The organism is Ferdinandcohnia sp. GQ5 (assembly GCF_059759275.1).
In genome coordinates, this window is the sequence record NZ_JCAXEW010000007.1 from 17446 (window position 1) to 38926 (window position 21481).

Below are 21481 nucleotides of genomic sequence, written 5' to 3' on the forward strand. Positions count from 1 at the left end.
TTTTACCTTTACCCCTATAGGTATATGGTTAATCGAAATAAAAATGGGAGTCATCCCAATATTATTGATCATGAATATTAAGTGTAAATGAAGACTTATAACATACCATAACAGGTATTTTTTATAAGTTCGGATTGCTCAGTAGAATAACGTGTATAGCTTTTATCCCCCCTTACTTTATACCCACCAGGGTATGCTTGAGATTAAAAAAATAGTCGTTTTTAATAATCGTACAAGTGTAATAATATACCCCTTGGGGTAAATTGTCAACCCATCGTTCTATATAATTTTTTAGTGTAACGATCTTTTAAACTTAGAGCCTGCTCCACAGACTGTAAAGATTTTAGCACTGGAGGCAGGCCCTTCTTTTAGATGGCCCATAACAATTAATCTGTTAAGCCACCTGCAACAATATTACCTTTATAAAACACAGCTTTTCTTTCGGATCGTCTAGCAATCGTTTCTGCAGAACAACTTGAATCAACTAAAATCATGTTCGCTTCTACCCCTGGCTTTGGCCAAATTTGATTTCCATCTCGATCTAATGGTGTTATTCCTCCCGTGATAAAACGTAAAGCTTGAGATAGGGCAACCTCATTTGTCCAGCGGTATTTTTCAAGTAAACGCCCCGCTCTCTCTAGAATATCCCCATTCCCAGTTGGCCACCATGAGTCAAAGATATTATCGTTTCCGACGGCCACATCTACCCCACATTCATCAAGAAGATCGACAGGGACTCCCCTACCAATCGGAAGACTCGTTATGATTGAAATACCCGCATCTTTTAAAATATATGCCATTTCACGCGCTTCTTCTTTTGAGACATCACCTAATCCAAAGGCATGGCTCACCGCAACTCTTCCCTCCCATCCTGCTTGCTTTGTTAAATACGCTAGGCGTTTCATGGTGAAGGTGCCCAAATGACCAGGATCATGTAGATGTAAATCAATACCAACATTTCCTTCGACAGCTATATCGAGTAACTGTACCAATGATTCCTCGATATTATTATCCACCGTCGCTGGGTCTACAGAGCCTACTATACCTGCGCCATTTCTTACAGCTTCCCTCATTAATTGTACTGTTCCATCCTTAAGCAACCCGTGCTGTGCGAACGCTACAACCTCTGAACTTACTTTATCTGCATATGTTTCAAGTGCCTGATTGACACCTACTAAATTTTGGAGTTGTACCTCAGGATAGATATCAACATGAGTTCTAACATGCGTAGAGCCTGCAGATAGTAAGACATCTAACAATCTTTGAGCCCTAGACTTTGTATTAGAAGGTATCGAAGCTAAAATATTCTTTTCAATTTCGCATCGCTCTAAAACACCTGGCGCAGGGATACATGCCTTCCACTTTTCACCCATATATGTCTTATCCAAGTGAACATGCTTTTCAACAAATGAAGGAAGCAGTAACAACCCCATTGCATCCTTAACTTCTACATCACTAGGTGTGGGTTCATTTGAGTCTAGAATCCTACTAATTTTCCCATCTTCAATAACTAAATGCTTTATCTCTGATTGTGTGCCCGTCACTATTCCATTTTCTTTTATATAACCCGTTTCTAATCGTACATTTTTTAACCAGTAACTCATTATGCAATGCTCTCCTCTCATATTTAAACTATGATATGTATTTATACTTTTATATTACTAAATCCTTGGACAGAGGGATAGAATCACTATTCTATTCCATTTGGCAGTGGGACAAGGGACCTGTCCCTGTGACCCAAGCGCTTTGGACTATTTCTTGACATATTTATCGTAAGTGCAGTTATATAGTTAGTAGAGTGCTTATTTCCTATTTTAGTAAAAAGTGAGGTCTTGAGATGCACAAACTGTACTGCCGTACGTTCCAACGTTCTATGAAGCTAGCTTCTTTCATTCTTCCTTGGCGAAAACCTGAATTACTAGAGGGGGAGAATAGTATAATGAAGCTACCCCAATTGATCAAAAGTCTTGAAATTGAAACCGTTTTAATTATTACTGATGCGGGAATTACCTCACTAGGATTGATGGATCCATTTCTTCAGGGGTTACGAGAGGAAGGAGTAGACTTCTTTATTTATGACAAAACAGTTCCAAATCCAACAATTGATAATATTGAGGAAGCTCTTCAAATATACAATGAGAATCAATGCCAAGGGATTGTTGCTTTTGGAGGCGGTTCGCCAATGGACTGTGCCAAAGGTGTGGGAGCACGGGTGGCTAGACCGGGAAAAAGTATTCCTCAAATGAAGGGGATATTTAAAGTGTTGAAAAAGCTGCCACCACTGTTTGCCATCCCCACCACGGCTGGTACTGGTAGTGAAGCAACTCTAGCTGCAGTGGTCTCTAACAGCAAGACACATGAGAAATATGCGATTATGGATACATCTCTCATCCCCCATTATGCGGTCCTAGACCCTTTACTTACCGTTAAACTTCCGCCACATATAACGGCGGCAACAGGAATTGATGCTCTAACACATGCGGTAGAAGCCTATATTGGTAACAGTAATACGAATGAAACGATCGAATGCAGCAAAACAGCTGTAAAACTGATTTTTGAAAACCTTTATGAAGCCTATTCGAACGGATCAAATATAACAGCGCGAAAAAATATGCAAACAGCTGCTTACTTAGCAGGGATTGCTTTTACACGTGCTTATGTAGGCAATGTCCATGCAATCGCACACACTCTTGGAGGCTTTTATGCGGTTCCACATGGCCTTGCTAACGCCATTGTTTTACCTTACGTATTAGAGTATTACGGTGAGACAGTACATAAACCTTTAGCAGAACTTGCCGATTTGATTGGTATCAGCGAATTAAGTGATTCCGAAGAAAAGAAGGCCAATAAATTTATCGAAGCCATTAAAAAGCTTAATGAGGATATGAAGATACCTAAAAAGGTAAGTGGAATTGTAGATTGGGACATCCCGCTAATGGTTGATCGGGCTTTAAAAGAAGCAAACCCTCTTTACCCAGTGCCGATGATACTATCTGAAAAAGAAATGGGAGAGCTTTACAAGTTAATTAAAGAATAATGAGATCCTTAGTCGATAAAAAACAATTGCGTTCGCTTTTTTTAAGATTGTCAACATAGAACCATTCGCAATATCCGTAATATGGGAAAGCTGATTTCAATAAAGGTAGTAATAGGAATAATTATCCATTTGCGTATCATTTCTGAGCAGAAAAGCGATTAAATCATGCGTAAAAAGCAATTGCGTATGCTTTTTTTAGATGGGCAGCATTTAACCATTCGCAATATCCATAATAAGGGAAAGTCGATTTAAAAAAATGAAATAATTGGTACAATCATCCATTTGCGTATCATTTCTTAACAGATAAGCGATAAAAGCATGCGTAAAAAGCAATTGCGTATGCTTTTTTTAGATGGGCAGCATTTAACCATTCGCAATATCCATAATAAGGGAAAGTTGATTTCAAAAAATGCAATAATTGGTACAATCATCCATTTGCGTATCATTTCTGAGCAGATAAGCGATAAAAGCATGCGTAAAAAGCAATTGCGTATGCTTTTTTTAGATGGGCAGCATTTAACCATTCGCAATATCCATAATAAGGGAAAGTTGATTTCAAAAAATGCAATAATTGGTACAATCATCCATTTGCGTATCATTTCTGAGCAGATAAGCGATAAAAGCATGCGTAAAAAGCAATTGCGCATGCTTTTTTTAGATTGTCAGCATAGAACCATTCGCAATATCCATAATAAGGGAAAGTTGATTTCAAAAAATGCAATATTCGGTACAATCATCCATTTGAGTATCATTTCTGAGCAGATAAGCGATTAAAGCATGTGTAAAAAGCAATTGCGTATGCTTTTTTTAGATTGACAACATAGAACCATTCGCAATATCCATAATAAGGGAAAGTTGATTTCAAAAAATGCAATATTCGGTACAATCATCCATTTGCGTATCATTTCTGAGCAGATAAGCGATTAAAGCATGCGTAAAAAGCAATTGCGCATGCTTATTTTAGATTGTCAGCATAGAACCATTCGCAATATCCATAAAAAGAGAGAAACGATAGATACATAGAATATTGAGAAACTCAAATATAACGAGAAAACCCGTCATATTAAAAGACGGGTTTTTACTCTTTATAGATTAAACCAATACTGCTGATAATTTTTTTGCAACAGCTGCTACTTTTTCTAAGCCTTCAGCTACAATCTTGTCAGCTTGATCTGGTGCTGCAGCATGGCCTTCAATAATGACTTCATCAATGATTTCCATTCCGAATACGCCACCAGCTACATTCTTAATATAAGTAGCAGCCATTTCCATTGGCGCTGCTTCAGGTGTTGAGTATATACCACCACGAGCACTTAGAATAACAGCTTTTTTGTCAGTCAATAATTGTACAGCTTGACCATTTTCATCATATTTAAATGAGAATCCAGCTTGGTACACATAGTCGATGAATGTTTGTAACTTAGCTGGAATTGTTAAGTTCCATAATGGGAATGCAAATACAACTACATCTGCTGCTGTTACGGCATCCATTGCTTTTTGTTTTGCAGCTAAAATACGTTGCTCTACGTCTGTCATTTCTTCGCCTGATTCTAATTTACCAAAAGCATTGAATAAATCTTGACCAAGATAAGGCATGTCTTCTGCAAAAACATCGTAAGTTGTTACATTCACACCTTCAATGCTATTTATGAAAGTCTCATACATTTTACTTGAAACAGCTTCTGAAGCTGGACGGTTATTTGCTTTTACTACTAATATATTCATTATATGAAAGTCTCCTTTATTATCTTAAAATTAATTATCTTGAATTAATGATATATTGAAATAAAACCTAAGTCAACTAACTACAGGTAATTCACAAAAAATGAAACCTTAGTCCTATGACGATTTTTAGTTCTTTAGTAGCATTACTTTTATTTAGAGATTATTATATTGATATAACAAAAAACAACAAGCCCCTCTAAAAGGCCTGTTGCTTCTTTAATATATGGCACATATTCGGTTAGTTTCTAGGCTTCACTCTGTATCTCAATACCGTTTTCAGCTTTGCTGGCTCTACTTTTCTTGCATCGGAAAGATAAATTTCTCTATGTACAAGAGTAACTTTATCAAGACTGTTTGTTTCAATAAATTCATTCATTTTCTCAAAACTTTGTGGTTCCTCATCGTAGGAACCCACATGAAGCATTTGTACAGATAAGCCATCTTCCATTACTCCAAAAGTTACATTCTCTAGCAATGGATGTGGCTTCTTCTTTCTCACATTCTCAAAAGCCTTCTCAATAATTTCTTCGGTAACAAATTCTGGCTGTCTAATCATGATCGTATATACCAATTCGTCTTTATTTAAGGTAGTTAGTTTCCTACCCTCCTCGGTCAAATCCCATATACCCTCCAAAGGGTAAACTGTATATTCAAAATATCCTTCAGGAGTATATCCTCCTTTAGGCATCATTCTGACTGCATAAGATAATGAATAAAGAACATTTATTTTCTCTGAGAATTCCTCACTATTCGGATTCCCTTTTCCCTTTATCATGAAAAATTTTTGTTCAGGTACCGTTACCAGTTCTGGTTTGCTTTTGGGTACATATAAATTTTTCTCATGCTTTCTCCATTCGTGCTTCATGGGTTACTCCTTTTATACAGTATTTAGTTCTATTTTAACTATTTTTTATCCTTTATGTACTCCAGTATATTGGATCTTTTCATTCATTTTAACATAATCTTGTTCTCCTTTTGATTTTTGAAGACCTTGCTTTCTTATCGTAGGTCAATCCTTAGTAAAACCTACAAGTAAAGAGATTTCAACTTCCTATTTTATCCCCCCTTCATTTACCGAGTATGTGAATAATTCCCTTTAACAAGGTTAAGATAATTTAAAACTACTTACATCATAAGGTGGAATAACTTTGAAGAATGTGATTGCCTATTTCCCAGAGTGGACGGTGTTTTTACAAGCTTTTATTGTATTTTTTGTACCTTTTTTACTATCCCGAACTTTTGATTCTATAAAGAGAATTAAGGAGAAGTGAAATAGTGATGAGGCGGGATGGCAAAAAGACACCCAGTTCAAATCCTAATTTCATAGGGGTACTGGAGTTAGATAAAGCATTACTACAGGAGAGGTTAGGTAAAAATTCAGACGTTCTATTTAGGGAGTTTAAACTTAAAAAGTCGAATGTGTCTTGCCTACTTATCTTTTTAAATGGCTTATGTAACAGGAAAACAATCGACAAAGACATTCTACCAGTATTATTAGAACCGTTTGATTCAGATGATCTTGAACTATTGAAATTAACGGGAAAAATAGATTTTATTAAGAAATATCTATTACCAATTAGTGAAATTAAAGATACGAATTCCATTGAAAATGTAACTTCTAAAATTCTAACAGGCAATGCGGCTTTACTAATTGATGGTTGTGAGAACGCATTGCTTTTGGGAATAAAAGAAGAAAAAACTCGCAGCATAGAGGAACCTCCTTCTGAATCAGTCGTTCGTGGTCCAAGGCTCGGATTCACTGAATCTCTGAGTGTGAATATGGGAATTCTTCGAAACAGTGCAGAGAATAAAGATTTAATAATGCTTGAACTTCCTGTTGGCAAACGAGCAAAAAAGTCATTGGTAATCTCTTATTTAAATGAAATTGTAAATCCTAGACTCTTGGAAGAAATCAAAAGAAGGATTAATAAAATTGACATAGATTATGTAGCCGATTCTGGATATGTTGAACAGTTGGTTGAAGATAACTTCCTAAGCCCATTCCCTCAAGTACAAAGTACTGAAAGGCCCGATCGAGTCATGGCTGCTCTTATGGAAGGTCGTGTTGCCATACTTCTGGATGGTTCACCCTTTGCACTGATTGCGCCCGTAACCTTTAGTATGTTGCTGCAATCACCTGATGATTATTATGAAAGATGGATACCCGGAACGTTGGTACGCAATCTTAGGTTAATGGCTGCAATCATCTCTTTATTGGGACCATCCTTATATATATCATTTATTTCTTTTCATCCTGGTTTAATTCCAACTAAACTAGCAATGTCTATTGCCGGCTCTCGTGAAGGAGTACCTTTTCCAGCGTTTATCGAAGCTTTGATGATGGAGATATCAATTGAGATTCTTAGAGAAGCAGGTCTGCGACTTCCGAAACCAATAGGACAAGCTATTGGAATTGTTGGAGGTCTTATCATAGGTGAAGCAGCGGTAAGAGCAGGTATTGTCAGCTCCATTATGATTATTGTGGTTGCCTTAACAGCCATCTCTTCCTTTGCCATACCACAGTATAACGCTGGAATTGCACTACGATATTTACGTTTCGTTTCCATGATTTTTGCAGCGACCTTAGGACTATATGGAGTCACTTTATTTTTCCTTCTTTTATGCAGCCATTTAGTTAGGCTTGAAAGTTTTGGGGTTCCCTATACTAGCCCTGCAGTTCCTTTCAGGTTTAAAGATATGAAAGACTTCTTAATAAGAGCTCCTATCGCTATGATGCAACGACGCCCAAGCATTCTAGAAACTAAAGATCCTAAGCGCAAGAAATAGAAAGAAGGAATAGGATGTTTACACTTAAAAAAAATAAAATTACAAATGTCCAGACCGTTGTCATCATAACCAATTATATACTTGCAGCAGGAATACTTACCCTTCCCAGAACGAGTGTGGAAGCGGTGAAAACTCCAGATGCATGGATTAGTGTTCTATTAGGCGGCGTAATCTCAATCCTATTAGGGATAATTATGGTGAAGCTTAGTCAACGTTTCCCAGAAAAAACCTTTTACCAATACTGTCCCGAACTACTAGGCAAAGTATTTGGAACCCTACTTAGTTGTTTTTTGATTGTTTATTTCCTTACAATAGCAGCATTTGAACTTAGGGTTTTAGTAGAAGTTACTAGTTACCTCCTTCTTGAGGAAACACCTAGATGGGCGATAACGATGCCATTCCTTTGGATAGGTGTATACCTTTTAGCGGGTGGCATTACATCTTTAGCACGCATGTTTGAAATCATTTTCCCTATAACAGTGTTTTTTTTCTTAATAATTATAATGATGAGTTTCAAAATTATTGAGCCTGACAATCTACGACCTTTTCTTGGGGAAGGAATCCTTCCAATAACGAAAGGGGTTAAATCCACCATAATCACGTTTATTGGGGCAGAGATCATGCTTCTGCTAGTAGCATTTATGGAAGAACCTAAAAAGGCAGTTAAATTGATCATAATCGGCGTTGCCATTCCAACCGTATTTTCCTTGATTACGGTGGTAATGGTTATTGGTGCCCTATCGGTAAATGGAGTTTTTCATCAGACTTGGCCAACACTAGAACTTATCAGAAGCTATGAAATAGAAGGTTTGATATTTGAGCGGTTTGAGTCATTTCTCCTTGTTATATGGACCATGCAGATTTTTTCTACGTTTTGTATTACCTACTTTTCATCCGCTTTGGGATTAAACCAACTATTAAAGAGGGAATCACGGTTGGTCTTATTAGTACTACCAGCTATCATTTATATCATTTCTTCAATCCCTAAGTCTATTTTTGAGGTGTTCAAGTTGGGGGATTATATTGGCAAGATCTCTATAGTCTTTTTTACAGTTATTCCTCTTTTTTTATTATTAATGGCTAAATGGAAGGTATCATCTAATGATCAATCTTCTTCGTCGTAAATTAAAAATTGCACTAGCCGTTGCCATGTTATTTTCTCTTTCTGGCTGTTGGAGCAGTAAAGAAATTGAAGATCTCACTTTTAATGTAGGAATAGCTATAGATAAAGGCGAGGAACCTTCCGAAGAGAAAGATTTTGAAATGAAAGGTGCAACTTATAAAAAGAAAGACGAAATAACAGTTACGTATCAATATGTGAATATAGCTACTACCAAACCAGAAGCACAGGGTGCGGGAAAGAAAAAGTATATTAATATATCCGAAAGTGGAGATTCTAACCATCAAATGGTTAGAGATTTATCTTTAAGGCAAGAAAGACCCGTTACATTTCTACATACAAAGGTGATTGTTATAAATTCAGAACTATTAAAGCAAAAATCTCTAAAAGAGCTGCTTGATTACTATCTTTGGGATAATGAATTAAGACCTAGTTGTTTAGTATTTGTAAGTAACGGTCCGGCCAAAGAGGTTCTTGAATCCAATACAACTGAAATTATCCCCGCTTTTAGGCTAAGCGGAATGATCGATAATTCTTATCGGAATATTAAAATTCTAGAACCTATGTCGTTGTCAAAATTAAAAGGAAAATTTAACTCTGGAGAGAGTTATTTGTTACAAAATATTTACTCTGTAGATGGTGAAATAAAATTATCCGGTGCAGCAATTATTAATGGAAAAAACAATCTACTTTTAGCAACCATTAATGAAGATGTGTTACATGGTATAAGCTTGCTAAAAAGGAAGACAACAGGCGGCCTTATAAAAGCGACTGATGAAACTTCAGGTGAGGTATTCATTTACGAAGTTGAAGAACTAACGACTAAAATAATCCCTATTATAAATAAGGATAAGATCTCATTTGAACTCGATATTCATTCAACAGGACGTATATCTGAAAGCTGGATGAACTTATCAAAAACGCCAGCCTTTATAAATGACATCGAAAAGCTGATTGAGCTGGAGACAGAAAAGATTATTAAAAATGCGATTAAAACAATACAGAAGGATTTACAGGTAGATGTAGCTGGATTTGGCAATCAAGTAAGGATTAAGTACCCCCAACTATGGCAAAAGGTTAAAAATAATTGGGATGAAGTTTTTTCAGAAGTACCGATTCATTACTCAATTAAAATGGAAGTAACAGACTTTGGGTATCGTGATGATAACTAGATATTGCTGATTTATTTTCTTACGTTATTCCTTAAAATACTACTTGTAAAAACGCACGAATCATCGTGCGTTTTTGTATTTTCCCCTGAGAGGTACTTATGATAAATAAGGAAGTACTCTCGTTTTGAACTCAGCATAGTTATCAATGTGAAAATCTGCCTCAATCTCCTGATTTTCAAAGGCAACAGTTTTGATTCCTAATTCTCTAGCAGGAATTAAATCTAGCTCACGATCACCGATCACTAAATCAATCGGATAATCCTTGATGACATGTTGATATGAGGCTACATGTGGCTTCCTCTCAAAGCCCTCTTCCTCGACTGAAACAACCACCTTAAAATAATGTAACAACTTAAATTTTTCCAGAAGGTACAGTGTTGATTCCTTGTCACGGTGCGTAACGATAAAATTGTCATCTGCAATTTGTAAAACCTCTTCTAGCTGTTCAAACGGCCGGCTGTCAAAGGAGTATTGATTATAAAGCTTGATATATTCCTCTCGCTTACTTTCATCAATTCCATATTGCTGAAAGGCCACTTTTGAGTTAACCTTTAGCCACTTCAGAACATCACTCGGATTCAAATCCTTGCCGCTTAAATGGATAAAACCCTTGACCAATGCTGGATAGGTGTTAAACAATGTTCCGTCAAAATCCCATAGAATATTAATTTGAATCCCTCTCTCTTTTTACATAGTACATACCATTATAGAAATGATGCTCATGAAAATAAAGTTTTAAGTACTTCGGACAAGCAAAGGCAGAATCAGCGCAACTCTGTCCGAAGTTCGGGGGTCTTCGGACAAGCAAAAGCAAAACTAGCGCGGCTCTGTCCGAAGTTCGGGGATCTTCAGACAAGCAAAGGCAAAACCGGCGTGGCTCTGTCCGAAGTTCGAGGATCTTCGGACAAGCAAAGGATAAATAGGCGCAACTCTGTCCGAAGTCGGGGTTACTTCAGACACGGTAAGGTAAAATCAGTACGGCTCTGTCCGAAGTTCGGGGATCTTCAGACAAGCAAAGGCAAAACCGGCGTGGCTCTGTCCGAAGTTTGAGTATCTTCGGACAAGCAAAGGATAAATAGGCGCAACTCTGTCCGAAGTCGGGGTTACTTCAGACACGGTAAGGTAAAATCAGTACGGCTCTGGCCGAAGTTCGGGGATCTTAAGACAAGCAAAGGAAAAATAGGCGCAACTCTGTCCGAAGTCGGGGTTACTTCAGACACGGTAAGGTAAAATCAGTACGGCTCTGGCCGAAGTTCGGGGATCTTCGGACAAGTAAAGGCAAATTCAGCCCCGCTCTGTCCAAAGTCCAGGGATCTTCGGACAATCAAAGGCAAATTCAGCTCCGCTCTGTCCAAAGTCCAGGGATCTTCAGACAAGCAAAGGCAAAACCAGCGTGGCTCTGTCCGAAGTTCGGGGATCTTCGGACAAGCAAAGGCAAATTCAGCCCCGCTCTGTCCGAAGGTTGGGGATCTTCAGACAAGCAAAGGCAAAACCAGCGTGGCTCTGTCCGAAGTTCGAGGATCTTCGGACAAGCAAAGGCAAATTCAGCCCCGCTCTGTCCGAAGGTTGGGGATCTTCGGACAAGCAAAGGCAATATCAGCGCAGCTTTGTCCGAAGGTTGAGTATCTTCGGACAAGTAAAGGCAAATTCAGCGCAACTCTGTCCGAAGTTCGGGGGACTTCGGACAAGCAAAGGCAAAACCAGCGTGGCTCTGTCCGAAGTTCGGGGATCTTCAGACAAGCAAAGGAAAAATAGGCGCAACTCTGTCCGAAGTCGGGGTTACTTCAGACACGGTAAGGTAAAATCAGTACGGCTCTGTCCGAAGTTCGGGGATCTTCGGACAAGTAAAGGCAAATTCAGCTCCGCTCTGTCCAAAGTCCAGGGATCTTCAGACATGCAAAGGCAAAACCAGCGTGGCTCTGGCCGAAGTTTGAGTATCTTCGGACAAGCCAAGGCAAATTCAGCGCAACTCTGTCCGAAGTCGAGGGATCTCACTGATTTCCAGATAAATAAAATGAACCAATCATTAATCGCGGTTCTTCCCTTGGTTCCCTTATCTTCCATAATTTATTTTTGTGAGATTAACTGTATTCATGTATAGTAAAAGTATTCGCAAACGAAATTGAGAGGTGAGAATCCTTTGTTGGTTGATTTACTTTTACTAGATCCGGAATTATATACTCATATGGCATTTAACGTTAGTATTGGTATAGGGCTAATGTTACTGCTGCTTACTACACAAAGGGTTCATATTGGTTTTGGTTCACCGTTTTCCAATTTTACAAATAAGCAGATTTGTGAAGAGAAGTGCTTTGATGGTAACAGGAGTCTATTAATTCAGTACTTTATTTCGAGGAGAATTACAAAATCAATCCGTAATAAAATGGCTACAAGTGATGATTCAGATTGTTTCGTTTCCTATTATCTTAACAGTTTTATTTAACTTTTAAGGAGGAAACATGAAAATGAATCGCACTTTCACTAAACTTATTGTCCTATTATCTGTCCTTACAGCATTCCTTTCTGGATGTGGAATTCAGTCAAGTGAGGATAATGAAGGTTTTTTCCACAATTTTTTAGTAGAACCTATAACAAAACTCATAAATTTTATTGCAAATACGTTTGATGGCAGTTACGGAGTGGCTATTATTATTGTCACTATTTTAATTCGCTTGATAATGATGCCATCCATGTTAAAACAGTATAAAAATCAATCAGTGATGAAAGAAAAGATGGGATTACTTAAACCCGAAATGGAAAAGATTCAGGAAAAGATCACTGCTGAAACAGATCCGAAAAAGAAGCAAGAGTTGCAAAGAGAATTGATGGGGCTTTATCGAAAACATGGAATTAACCCGCTTAATATGGGTTGTCTGCCCCTTCTCATTCAAATGCCTATTTTGACGGGACTATATTATGCCATTCGTGGGTCAGCAGAAATCACTCACCACACTTTTTTATGGTTTAGTCTAGGACAACCTGATTTAGTGTTAACCATTATTGCAGGGGTTATTTATTACATTCAATTTAGAATTTCACAGTTAAATATGGCTCAAAGTCAACAACAACAAATGAAGTTTATGGGATTATTATCACCCATCATGATCGTTGTAATTTCATTTAATGCTCCGGCTGCACTACCGCTTTATTGGACAGTAGGAGGTATTTTTCTGACAATCCAATCATTTATTGGTTATCGGCTTTACCGAAACCAAAAGCTTAAGCCGGTCGTAGAAAATAAACAAATGTAATCAAATAAAAAATAGGGCCTGCCCCCAGCGTTAACACTACTTTCCGCCGAGGCCAGGCCCTATCATATTCTATTAGTAAGTTATTAAGGTCTTATGGTTGATTAACTGCTGCGACTTCTGCATTATTATTTACCACCAAACTATGAATTTTAACATTAGATGGTACCAAGGGATGATGACGAATAATTTCAACACTCTTGTTGATATCTTCCCTGACATTTCTGCTTCCATCTAACCAATCACTTATACTATCCTCAATGAAATCTGGTTTCACATTTTTAAAAAGATAATCAACTGTTTTTAGTTTATCATTCATATTGACTTTAAGTTGGCTTTGAGCATCCTCAAAAACGTTCCGCTTGTTCGTCGAACCAACTACAAATATCTCCTCAACCTTCTCCTGATAAATGGCAAGGATGATTGATCTCATTATTTCTCCAAAAGGGTGAGAAATGATTGGGCCATAGCTTTGTATCATTAACATATTTTCAGGTTGGACGTTCGTCTCTTGTTGCAGAATAGGCTCCAATCCAGATTCCATGTCCGTTATAAATAATGTTTTTTTTGTTGTTTTATCCATACAGCACACCCTTTCATCTAGATAAATTGGTTTAAAGACTTTTAATAGTTTTCCCATTCATAATGGGGGGTTACACACGCAAGCCTAACCCAGCCATTTTGTACCTTTTGTTTAAACACATCATCATTTTCTAATAATCTTTTCACGAACTCTCTTGGTGCCTGAATAACGATTTGCAGACGAAGAGGAGCATGATAAGCCTCTTCATCTGATTTCATCACAGACTGCCAGGGAAGGCCTGTCAATAAATCACTTGCAACACCTTGCATGACACCAAGTCCTGAGGTTATAGTTTGTGTTCCTTTATTCCCACTCCCATAGAAATGTGGTGCAACGGTGGATGCATAATACTGTAAGTTAATCCATTGGGCTACGGTTCCTGGCCCAGCAATAATGTTAGCTAGAATTTCTCCATTGTGGTCTTGCTCCCAATCGTAATTATGCAGAAAAACTCTTCCTTCTAGATCACAATGATGAGTCAGTTCTCTCTTCCCTATAATAAAAGCTGCATTACGAGCCAATCCCCATTCAGGTCGTATTTCACTCCAATCTTCTGCGATACGATGTGCCTCAGCCTTTGGATTTTTACAATAAGTGCCGATCGTGGGTAATTGTGATAAACATTCTGCATTTGCTTGATGACTTACGTTAGGTAAAACTTCCTCAATGTGATCAAACGATTCCTGTGCTAACCTTGATAATTTGGGGACATAAATCCACTTAAGTTCATTCACAGTTGTATTATGTTCAGCTGCAACGAATACTGTTTCAGCTGGAATTTCAATACCATCCATTAAAAGTGCGTTTCTTACCTCTGGTAAGTTGCACAAATTTGCAAGAACCCTAGCATTGAATGCTCCTGACGCACCACCGCAAGCACCGCAATCAAGCGAGGCTGCATATGGGTTGTTTGTACTTTGACTTCCGTGTCCACAAATCACAATTAATGGTGCAAAGTTTGTTGTCAGCCCCATCATCTTAAGTGTTTGACGGACATAATTGACTTGTTCTTCCTCAGAAAAACCTAATGAAATTTCAGATATATTGTTCCGAGCAGAATGAAGCGTGAGATTTGTTTCTGGTTTCCTTAACCATGAATCTCGAAAATTACGTATGAAATGGCCCGCTTTTCTGGGTAGAAAACTACGGCCTAGCGTTTGTATCATAAGCCAAGGTCCGCTTACCTCAGGTAAAAGCAAACTTGGAACTGTATTCTGTTTCATCTTTTTAAACGTATACGCTACAGATTCTAACGCTCGTTTACGTTGTTGGTATTGCTTTAGTTCATTTGTATCCACTCTTTCTTCTATTCTATGTCTTGCCTTTTGCATCACGGGCAATGAGGAATGAGTATGTTTACAATCAAGCTCCCGAATTTCAATTGGTAATCCGAAGAAACCAGCGACACCAATTGTTTCAAAAGGCCCCGCTTTCTCTAAATAACGTCTAAAGGTTTCAGAACGGACATCTATACAAAATGCAAATTGGGCTAATGCACGATTTGTTACATTGTTCACTTGTTGTTTAGCTAAGATTCTCTGTTTCAATTGATCTGTGTAAGTTTGTTCCCAAGCCTCAAGCCACAATTTTTTTTGAATCTTTTCATTAAACGTGTAGGCAAATGACAAGTATTCTTTTTGTTGTTCAGTAGACATCCCCAACCATTTCTCGATTGTGAGCCCTCCATACTGTACCCAGGCTTTTATAAGTGAATCAAATTGAACTTTTTTCTCAAAGCTATTGTGCAAAGGCAGGTAAGGATTCACCAAAACCCATTCCATAGAAACTCGAACAGCTAAATATTCCATTAAAAGTGATTGTTCTTGTTGAGATTGTTGAGAACGCCAAAGCATCATGCCTGCCCAGCCAGGCAAAGATAGCAAATGACTCTCAAGGTAATCTTGTATCTCTGAACGAGGAATTTTAAAAGCAGATAAAACGACTTCCAACGCCGTCTCTGCATCTTGTGGCCAGTTTCTAAACATTTTGCGTTGGTTTTTACGCAATGAAGGGTCATGCTGTATAAGGCTTTGCCAAGTTCGATAAAATCCATCTTCATGTTTCGGTATTGACCACCCCGCTTGGGAGTCATCCAGATATAACTTACACCATTTAATAACATGATGATCTAGCACTTCCGTTAAATTTCTACCATCCTTGGGCTCTATCTTCATGCTTAAGGGCTGTCTCGGAATACTCTCGTAAAGTTCTATATTTCGTTTTTTTGAATCCTCTATAAAGTTTTTTACCTCTAGTGATGATAAGGGATTTGCAGACATCGCATCCAAATTTAGAGAAAACCGGCAATAACGTTCAGCCTCTTCCCGAGGTATTTTAAGAGAATGTGAGTTTAGCCAGTGCTGCAAACCTATTTCTAAAAAACCTTCATCGATTTCCCCGCGATTTTTAGCCGATAGGATCATAGATGTACTAGGGTATATTTCTACATTTCGGATGTTCTTTAACCAGTTAGCAACATCTTCAAATTTTAAATCTTCCAGTCCCACCCATGGGTGACGAGCTGCAAACGTTGAAATAGGTCCAAGTGGTGCTATTACTCTACTTGCTGAAGAAACTAACGATTTAATATCAATCTCTGTATCAATTTCTTTTAGCTGTTGTATGTTTATTTCTTTTTGTAATGTAGAGGATAACATCACACCAACAACCTCCTTGTGAAAGTGATTATTTTAGATAGCTTGGATGGCTTTCGGTAGACTTCATCTCTCCTTCTCCAAATTTTATAAACCAAAGAAAAAGTACTGCGGAAAAGGAGGATGTAGGATAACGGGAAGCGATCGCGCCCATTACACTACCAAATATTAATAGACAAACGACAATGAACACAATCGGCATAGGCAGTTGAAGACTTTGAAAAACAGGTGTATATAACCATTCTTTAAAAAAACTATGTAAAAGTAAGTAGACAGTTGCTGATCCTCCCAAAAGGAAAAGACCAGCCACTCTATCAATTCTTCCTTTACAATAAACAATTAACTGCATCCAAGAAAATGATAAGGACCATTCTACTATCAAAGCAGTCACAATGTCATAAGGTCCACTAGAGGACATCCTCCAATAAGCAATCCCAGTAAGTAAACCTAATCCATAACCAGCGAAAATCCACAAAATAGACGATCTTTTAGTATGATTAGAAGAGACTTCAATCCGGCGTATTGCCGAACCAGCCTGTAAAAAAAGAGTAGCCTTAAAAATACCATGTAATATGAGGTGGAGAATGGCTGCCGAATAAGCACCTAAAGCACATTGAATAAGCATAAAACCCATTTGCGCAATTGTAGAACCCACCAATTGACGTTTATAATCAACCTGTACCAAACTTATGCCACTACCGATTAAGACAGAAATACTTGAGAGAACAAGTAATAAAATCTGAGCTTTATCCCCATTAAACAACGGTGAGAAACGTGTTAGTATAATTCCGCCTGCATTTACAATCCCAGCATGCATAATTGCAGAAACGGGTGTAGGAGCCACAACAGACTCAATTAACCATTTATGGAATGGCCATTGGGCTGCTGGAATGATTACAGCCAAAACCAATAATAGATTTATTCCTGTTTTTTCCCATGTACCGATATGTGTCAGACTATCATTGGCCAAGATTAGAGTTAGCTTCCAGCTGCCCGTGATTTGAGACAACCAAATGATAGCAAATAGAAGAGCCAGCCAACTACCTGCAAATACCTGAGCAGAGAGTCTTGTTGCTACTCTCGTTACCTTCCACTCCCTCTTTATACTTATAAGAATCGTTAACCCAATAAGAGTAATCCCCCAACAACCGGCCAACAATCGAAGGTCATTACTTAACCAGGAAACAGAAGCCGTACCTGTTATAAGTGTGAAGAATGCAAAGTATTTTCGGTAAGAACGGTCTCCTAGTAAATACCTTACAGAAAAACGTTGGATGACAATCCCTATCGTCAGAACAAAACATGCCATAAGCCAAGCTAATGAATCCAAGTGCAAGGGGCCAACATTGTGATTCATATTGTTCATTAATAGAATCAATAATGACACCAAAGCAGGCAATGAAATGATCCCGATGTGGACCCGCACAAAACCTAGGGGCACCCGTTTAGATAGGAATACGAATCCACTTACCACAGATAAAAAAAGTGCGATAAAAAATAAGGTAAGTAGTATGGATATGCTATTCGAAATCATAAAACTTCCCTCCGTCAAAATGGACCGAACTTAAATAGTAATTAAATAAAAAAACCGAGAACTAGTACCAGTCGTAGTAACCACTGATACTTGTTCTCGGTCTATTTTTAACTGACTAATAAAGTCTTTTAAAAATCTCCCTAAACTAATTTTTTCTCTAAATCATTAAATAACTTAAACACGATAACTCGTTCTCCAGTACGAGTACTTAAATCAGTATGAAAACTTTTTACTTCTTCCCCAGTGATGGTTAAAATAATTTCTTTTAATCCATCCAAACCAGATTCAACTAACCCTGACCGAGTATGTTTGATTGATAGCATGCCATCCTTTGTTTGACAAACAGCATATTCCGCAGGAGTTAATATACCTTGTAAATAAACGATTATCATATCACGGAGAATATCTGTTTTAACGGAAACAGATCCACGCCCCAAAAAATCCTTTTCCCAATGAGTAATCGCTTTGCTAATTTCTGATTCGATGGACCCTTTTGTTTTCTTCAAGTAAATTCCCCCCAAACAAAAAAAACGGTATATTTCCAGACTATTCCCTCTAAGTCTAAAAATATACCGATTTGTCTTATTCTGTACTTCTAAATACAAAAAGATTGCTTCTTCATTCTACCAATTCTACATTAATAAAATGCTAAAGCTCTTTATTATTATTCAGAAGGTAAATAATATCACTCGGTTATTAATCTAAGTAATAATTTAATTGAAAATGATCAACTTGTCAATATTAAATTGACAGAGGATTGATTCTATTTATTTTTAGCTGCTTATACGATTGTACGTTTTAAGAATTCTCTAGTACGAGCTTGTGTCGGATTATTGAAGATGTGCTCTGGACTTCCTTCTTCAGCAATAACACCCTTATCCATAAATACAACTCGATCTGATACTTCTTTTGCAAATTCCATTTCGTGCGTTACGATTAACATCGTAAGACCAGACTCAGCGAGTTCCTTCATGACTTTTAGGACTTCTCCTACCATTTCTGGATCAAGTGCTGATGTTGGCTCATCAAATAACATCACATCTGGTTCCATCGAAAGTGCTCTTGCAATCGCTACACGTTGCTTTTGCCCACCGGATAACTGCTTTGGCTTAGCGTTAATGTATTTATCCATACCAACAACTTTTAAGTATTTCATCGCTACTCTTTCCGCTTCTTCCTTCGTGCGTTTCAATACTTTTATTTGCCCTACTACACAATTGCTTAGGACATTATGATTATTGAAAAGATTAAATTGTTGGAAGACCATTCCTAAATGTCTTCGGTAGGTAGCGACATCATGCTTGTTATCCAAAATATTTTCACCTTGATAGATAATTTGCCCACCGCTAGGTCTTTCTAATAGATTAATACAACGAAGAAGAGTTGATTTACCGGATCCGGAGGAACCGATGATGGAGACAACTTCTCCTTTATTCACCGAGAAATCAATATCCCTTAATACTTCATGAGTGCCAAAGGATTTGCTTAAATGTTGAATATCAATAACCTTTTCCATGTTCTCTCCTCCTTCTTCCTATTGTTGTTGATTAACTTGTATCGGTCGATCGTTCCCAATCATCGTATAATTATCAGAGCCATCTAATTTTCTTTCAAAGTATAATAGAATTCTTGTAACAATGAAGGTCATCACAAAATAAATCATACATGCTACGAAAAACGATTCAAAATATCTAAAGTTATTGCCTGATATCGATTTTGTCACGAAATATAATTCTGTCACTGAAATCACGTTCAGAACGGAGGTATCTTTAATATTAATCACAAATTGATTACCTGTTGCAGGTAGAATATTACGTATAACCTGTGGTAAGACAACGTTCCACATCGTTTGGAAATGATTCATTCCAATTGCATGTGCTGCTTCAAACTGTCCTTTATCAATCGAAACAATCCCACCACGAACATACTCAGCCATATATGCCCCTGTATTGATTGAGACAACAATGATCGCTGCAACAAAAACATTCATATCTATCCCAAATGCTAACGCAGAACCATAATAGATAACCATTGCTTGTACAATCATCGGTGTTCCACGGAAGAATTCAATATAGATGGAGAGGATGGCATTAATGACTTTTAAAAATATTTTGTTCACACCACGTTCGGGCATTGGAATTGTACGGATAACTCCTGCTAGCAATCCAATCATTGCCCCAAAGACCGTCCCGATAAGAGCGATCAAGAGTGTTAAACCCGCACCACGAAGGAACATTGGCCAGTTTTCGATAATTATTTTAATGACCCACTCAAAACTCATTTCTTCTCCTCCTTAGCCCTATATAACCGACTGTATGTTGATATACAGTCGGTTCCCTGTATTTATTATTCTGCTGCTGGTTGATTTTGAATAGCCGAATCCATAATGCTTGTACGTTCTTCTTCTGAGATACCTGATAAAATCTCATTGATTTTTTCTGTTAATTCGCTGCCCTTTTGAAGTCCGACAGCAATTGCTGTATCATCTTCTGAAGTTTCAAATCCATCTTCAAATTCCACCATTACAAAATTTTCATTAGCAGATGAAGCACTAATACCCTCTGGACGTTCTGACACGTAACCATCAATCATTCCTGATTCAAGTGCTACTCTCATTGCTGGGAAGTTGTCCATCGCCGTTTTCTTTTCGACACCTTCAATTTGGTCGATTACTGTATAGTGGAATGTATTTAATTGAGCAGTAATTTTTGCTCCTTTAAAATCTTGGATAGAAGTAGCACCTTCATAAGTGCTGCCTTTTTTCACAACCATAACTAAATTTGAAGTATAGTAATTATCCGAAAAATCGATTGTTTCTTTTCGTTCTGCTGTTGGTGACATACCAGCTATGATTGCATCAATTTTGCCTGATGTTAAAGCTGGTACAAGACCATCCCACTCTGTTTTTACAATCACTAATTCTTTACCTAAACCTTCAGCTACTTTTTTTGCAATTTCCACATCATATCCGCCTGCATACTCTGCAGAACCGTCTATTTTTACTGCACCATTGGAATCATCATTTTGAGTCCAGTTAAACGGTGCATATCCAGCTTCAAGACCTACCTTAAATGTATTATCTTCTGATGAACCAGAATCCGAACTATTACTTGTTCCACACCCTGCTAATAATAGAATGGTAGAAATGATTAAAACGAAAAATATTGTTAATTTGCTTCTCATGCTGTTTCTCCTCCGTATTCTTATAAATTTCGACAAAAAAACGACCTGAGATATACTCAGGTCGCAGTAAATTTGCCCTAAGGTCCTCTCTTTTATCTCAATTGAGATAGCACAACTCAATAAACTGGGGGTTTATTGAGACAGTCCTGCAGCTATTAACTGCAGACCCAGCATGTAATATTGAGGTTATTACAAACTTCGGCGACATTTCCTTCTCCCTAGCATCACTGTTTCCTCAAACTCCACTAAAGACTGTTAAATATCGCGCCTCTACCTCACTAGTAAAAGTGAGGCCTTATTTAATTGTGTTTTTATACTACAATAGTAACTACTAATCAGTCAACTACTAATTATTAGAAAATCCAGTAACTACTGTTTTAACATGGGATATATAAAAAAATAAGCCATCTATATCGTGTTCTTGTTATAAGAAATGGA

The 21481-nt window shown here is 37.7% G+C and carries 18 protein-coding genes and 1 riboswitch; of the genes, 7 read left to right on the top strand and 11 right to left on the bottom strand.

The features are described from left to right. Positions 1-386 precede the first annotated feature (386 nt). The gene (locus tag AC6CHV_RS10045; RefSeq protein WP_498078809.1) at positions 387-1604 is read right to left on the bottom strand and encodes an amidohydrolase; all 1218 of its coding nucleotides are present in this window, start codon (positions 1602-1604) and stop codon (positions 387-389) included. A 233-nt stretch (positions 1605-1837) separates the two neighbouring features. On the opposite strand from AC6CHV_RS10045, the gene AC6CHV_RS10050 reads away from it, so the two are divergent. Next, positions 1838-3037, top strand: coding sequence for an iron-containing alcohol dehydrogenase (locus AC6CHV_RS10050; protein ID WP_498078810.1), 1200 nt, complete (start codon positions 1838-1840; stop codon positions 3035-3037). A 318-nt stretch (positions 3038-3355) separates the two neighbouring features. Then, the gene (locus AC6CHV_RS10055) at positions 3356-3811 is read left to right on the top strand and encodes a hypothetical protein (RefSeq protein ID WP_498078811.1); all 456 of its coding nucleotides are present in this window, start codon (positions 3356-3358) and stop codon (positions 3809-3811) included. A 318-nt stretch (positions 3812-4129) separates the two neighbouring features. Here AC6CHV_RS10055 and AC6CHV_RS10060 read toward each other — a convergent pair whose 3' ends face one another. After that, complete coding sequence (locus AC6CHV_RS10060) at positions 4130-4762, bottom strand: FMN-dependent NADH-azoreductase (RefSeq protein WP_121446913.1); 633 nt, start codon at positions 4760-4762, stop codon at positions 4130-4132. Between the two features lie 238 nt (positions 4763-5000). Continuing rightward, on the bottom strand, positions 5001-5627 hold the full coding sequence (locus tag AC6CHV_RS10065; RefSeq protein WP_498078812.1) for a GyrI-like domain-containing protein: 627 nt from the start codon (positions 5625-5627) through the stop codon (positions 5001-5003). Between the two features lie 413 nt (positions 5628-6040). On the opposite strand from AC6CHV_RS10065, the gene AC6CHV_RS10070 reads away from it, so the two are divergent. From AC6CHV_RS10070 to AC6CHV_RS10080, 3 genes are read left to right on the top strand one after another with little or no spacing between them, the layout of a single operon-like run. Continuing rightward, positions 6041-7549 (top strand): spore germination protein, encoded by a 1509-nt coding sequence (locus AC6CHV_RS10070; RefSeq protein WP_498078915.1) that lies wholly within the window; start codon positions 6041-6043, stop codon positions 7547-7549. A gap of 14 nt (positions 7550-7563) precedes the next feature. Continuing rightward, a complete protein-coding gene (locus AC6CHV_RS10075; protein WP_440274418.1) occupies positions 7564-8673 on the top strand; it encodes a GerAB/ArcD/ProY family transporter in 1110 nt (369 codons plus the stop codon). Further along, the gene (locus AC6CHV_RS10080; protein WP_440274417.1) at positions 8651-9841 is read left to right on the top strand and encodes a Ger(x)C family spore germination protein; all 1191 of its coding nucleotides are present in this window, start codon (positions 8651-8653) and stop codon (positions 9839-9841) included. The genes AC6CHV_RS10075 and AC6CHV_RS10080 overlap by 23 nt, the downstream gene beginning before the upstream one ends. A gap of 96 nt (positions 9842-9937) precedes the next feature. Here the strand turns inward: AC6CHV_RS10080 and AC6CHV_RS10085 are convergent, their stop codons facing one another. Then, positions 9938-10516 carry an HAD-IA family hydrolase gene (locus AC6CHV_RS10085; RefSeq protein ID WP_498078916.1) on the bottom strand — a complete coding sequence of 193 codons (579 nt, stop codon included), beginning with the start codon at positions 10514-10516 and terminating at the stop codon, positions 9938-9940. Between the two features lie 1465 nt (positions 10517-11981). Here AC6CHV_RS10085 and AC6CHV_RS10090 point away from each other — a divergent pair. After that, positions 11982-12284 carry a hypothetical protein gene (locus AC6CHV_RS10090; protein WP_498078813.1) on the top strand — a complete coding sequence of 101 codons (303 nt, stop codon included), beginning with the start codon at positions 11982-11984 and terminating at the stop codon, positions 12282-12284. Between the two features lie 16 nt (positions 12285-12300). After that, positions 12301-13092 (top strand): membrane protein insertase YidC, encoded by a 792-nt coding sequence (gene yidC, locus AC6CHV_RS10095; protein ID WP_341330061.1) that lies wholly within the window; start codon positions 12301-12303, stop codon positions 13090-13092. Between the two features lie 91 nt (positions 13093-13183). Here yidC and AC6CHV_RS10100 read toward each other — a convergent pair whose 3' ends face one another. From AC6CHV_RS10100 to AC6CHV_RS10130, 7 genes are all read right to left on the bottom strand, one after another. Further along, positions 13184-13672: a carbonic anhydrase gene (locus AC6CHV_RS10100; RefSeq protein ID WP_440273143.1), complete on the bottom strand. Its 489-nt coding sequence runs from the start codon at positions 13670-13672 to the stop codon at positions 13184-13186. 41 nt (positions 13673-13713) lie between these two features. Beyond that, on the bottom strand, positions 13714-16332 hold the full coding sequence (locus AC6CHV_RS10105) for a DUF2309 domain-containing protein (RefSeq protein ID WP_440273144.1): 2619 nt from the start codon (positions 16330-16332) through the stop codon (positions 13714-13716). Between the two features lie 25 nt (positions 16333-16357). Next, entirely contained in the window at positions 16358-17860 is a 1503-nt protein-coding gene (locus AC6CHV_RS10110) for an NADH dehydrogenase subunit 5 (protein WP_498078814.1), read from the bottom strand. A gap of 140 nt (positions 17861-18000) precedes the next feature. Beyond that, the gene (locus AC6CHV_RS10115; RefSeq protein WP_121446930.1) at positions 18001-18366 is read right to left on the bottom strand and encodes a Na-translocating system protein MpsC family protein; all 366 of its coding nucleotides are present in this window, start codon (positions 18364-18366) and stop codon (positions 18001-18003) included. 275 nt (positions 18367-18641) lie between these two features. Continuing rightward, entirely contained in the window at positions 18642-19376 is a 735-nt protein-coding gene (locus AC6CHV_RS10120) for an amino acid ABC transporter ATP-binding protein (RefSeq protein WP_341330058.1), read from the bottom strand. An 18-nt stretch (positions 19377-19394) separates the two neighbouring features. Beyond that, entirely contained in the window at positions 19395-20141 is a 747-nt protein-coding gene (locus AC6CHV_RS10125; RefSeq protein WP_341330057.1) for an amino acid ABC transporter permease, read from the bottom strand. Positions 20142-20206: 65 nt separating this feature from the next. Next, the gene (locus AC6CHV_RS10130) at positions 20207-21043 is read right to left on the bottom strand and encodes a transporter substrate-binding domain-containing protein (RefSeq protein ID WP_341330056.1); all 837 of its coding nucleotides are present in this window, start codon (positions 21041-21043) and stop codon (positions 20207-20209) included. A 99-nt stretch (positions 21044-21142) separates the two neighbouring features. Further along, a riboswitch (Lysine riboswitch) is annotated at positions 21143-21324 on the bottom strand. Between the last annotated feature and the right edge of the window lie 157 nt (positions 21325-21481).

Excerpts from the sequence above, each read along its gene's own strand:
- AC6CHV_RS10075 (WP_440274418.1), top strand. The coding sequence starts at position 7,564 with ATGTTTACACTTAAAAAAAATAAAATTACAAATGTCCAGACCGTTGTC.
- AC6CHV_RS10120 (WP_341330058.1), bottom strand. The coding sequence starts at position 19,376 with ATGGAAAAGGTTATTGATATTCAACATTTAAGCAAATCCTTTGGCACT.
- AC6CHV_RS10080 (WP_440274417.1), top strand. The coding sequence starts at position 8,651 with ATGATCAATCTTCTTCGTCGTAAATTAAAAATTGCACTAGCCGTTGCC.
- AC6CHV_RS10045 (WP_498078809.1), bottom strand. The coding sequence starts at position 1,604 with ATGAGTTACTGGTTAAAAAATGTACGATTAGAAACGGGTTATATAAAA.
- yidC (WP_341330061.1), top strand. The coding sequence starts at position 12,301 with ATGAAAATGAATCGCACTTTCACTAAACTTATTGTCCTATTATCTGTC.
- AC6CHV_RS10065 (WP_498078812.1), bottom strand. The coding sequence starts at position 5,627 with ATGAAGCACGAATGGAGAAAGCATGAGAAAAATTTATATGTACCCAAA.
- AC6CHV_RS10055 (WP_498078811.1), top strand. The coding sequence starts at position 3,356 with ATGCGTAAAAAGCAATTGCGTATGCTTTTTTTAGATGGGCAGCATTTA.
- AC6CHV_RS10050 (WP_498078810.1), top strand. The coding sequence starts at position 1,838 with ATGCACAAACTGTACTGCCGTACGTTCCAACGTTCTATGAAGCTAGCT.
- AC6CHV_RS10110 (WP_498078814.1), bottom strand. The coding sequence starts at position 17,860 with ATGATTTCGAATAGCATATCCATACTACTTACCTTATTTTTTATCGCA.
- AC6CHV_RS10125 (WP_341330057.1), bottom strand. The coding sequence starts at position 20,141 with ATGAGTTTTGAGTGGGTCATTAAAATAATTATCGAAAACTGGCCAATG.
- AC6CHV_RS10070 (WP_498078915.1), top strand. The coding sequence starts at position 6,041 with ATGAGGCGGGATGGCAAAAAGACACCCAGTTCAAATCCTAATTTCATA.
- AC6CHV_RS10060 (WP_121446913.1), bottom strand. The coding sequence starts at position 4,762 with ATGAATATATTAGTAGTAAAAGCAAATAACCGTCCAGCTTCAGAAGCT.
- AC6CHV_RS10130 (WP_341330056.1), bottom strand. The coding sequence starts at position 21,043 with ATGAGAAGCAAATTAACAATATTTTTCGTTTTAATCATTTCTACCATT.
- AC6CHV_RS10100 (WP_440273143.1), bottom strand. The coding sequence starts at position 13,672 with ATGGATAAAACAACAAAAAAAACATTATTTATAACGGACATGGAATCT.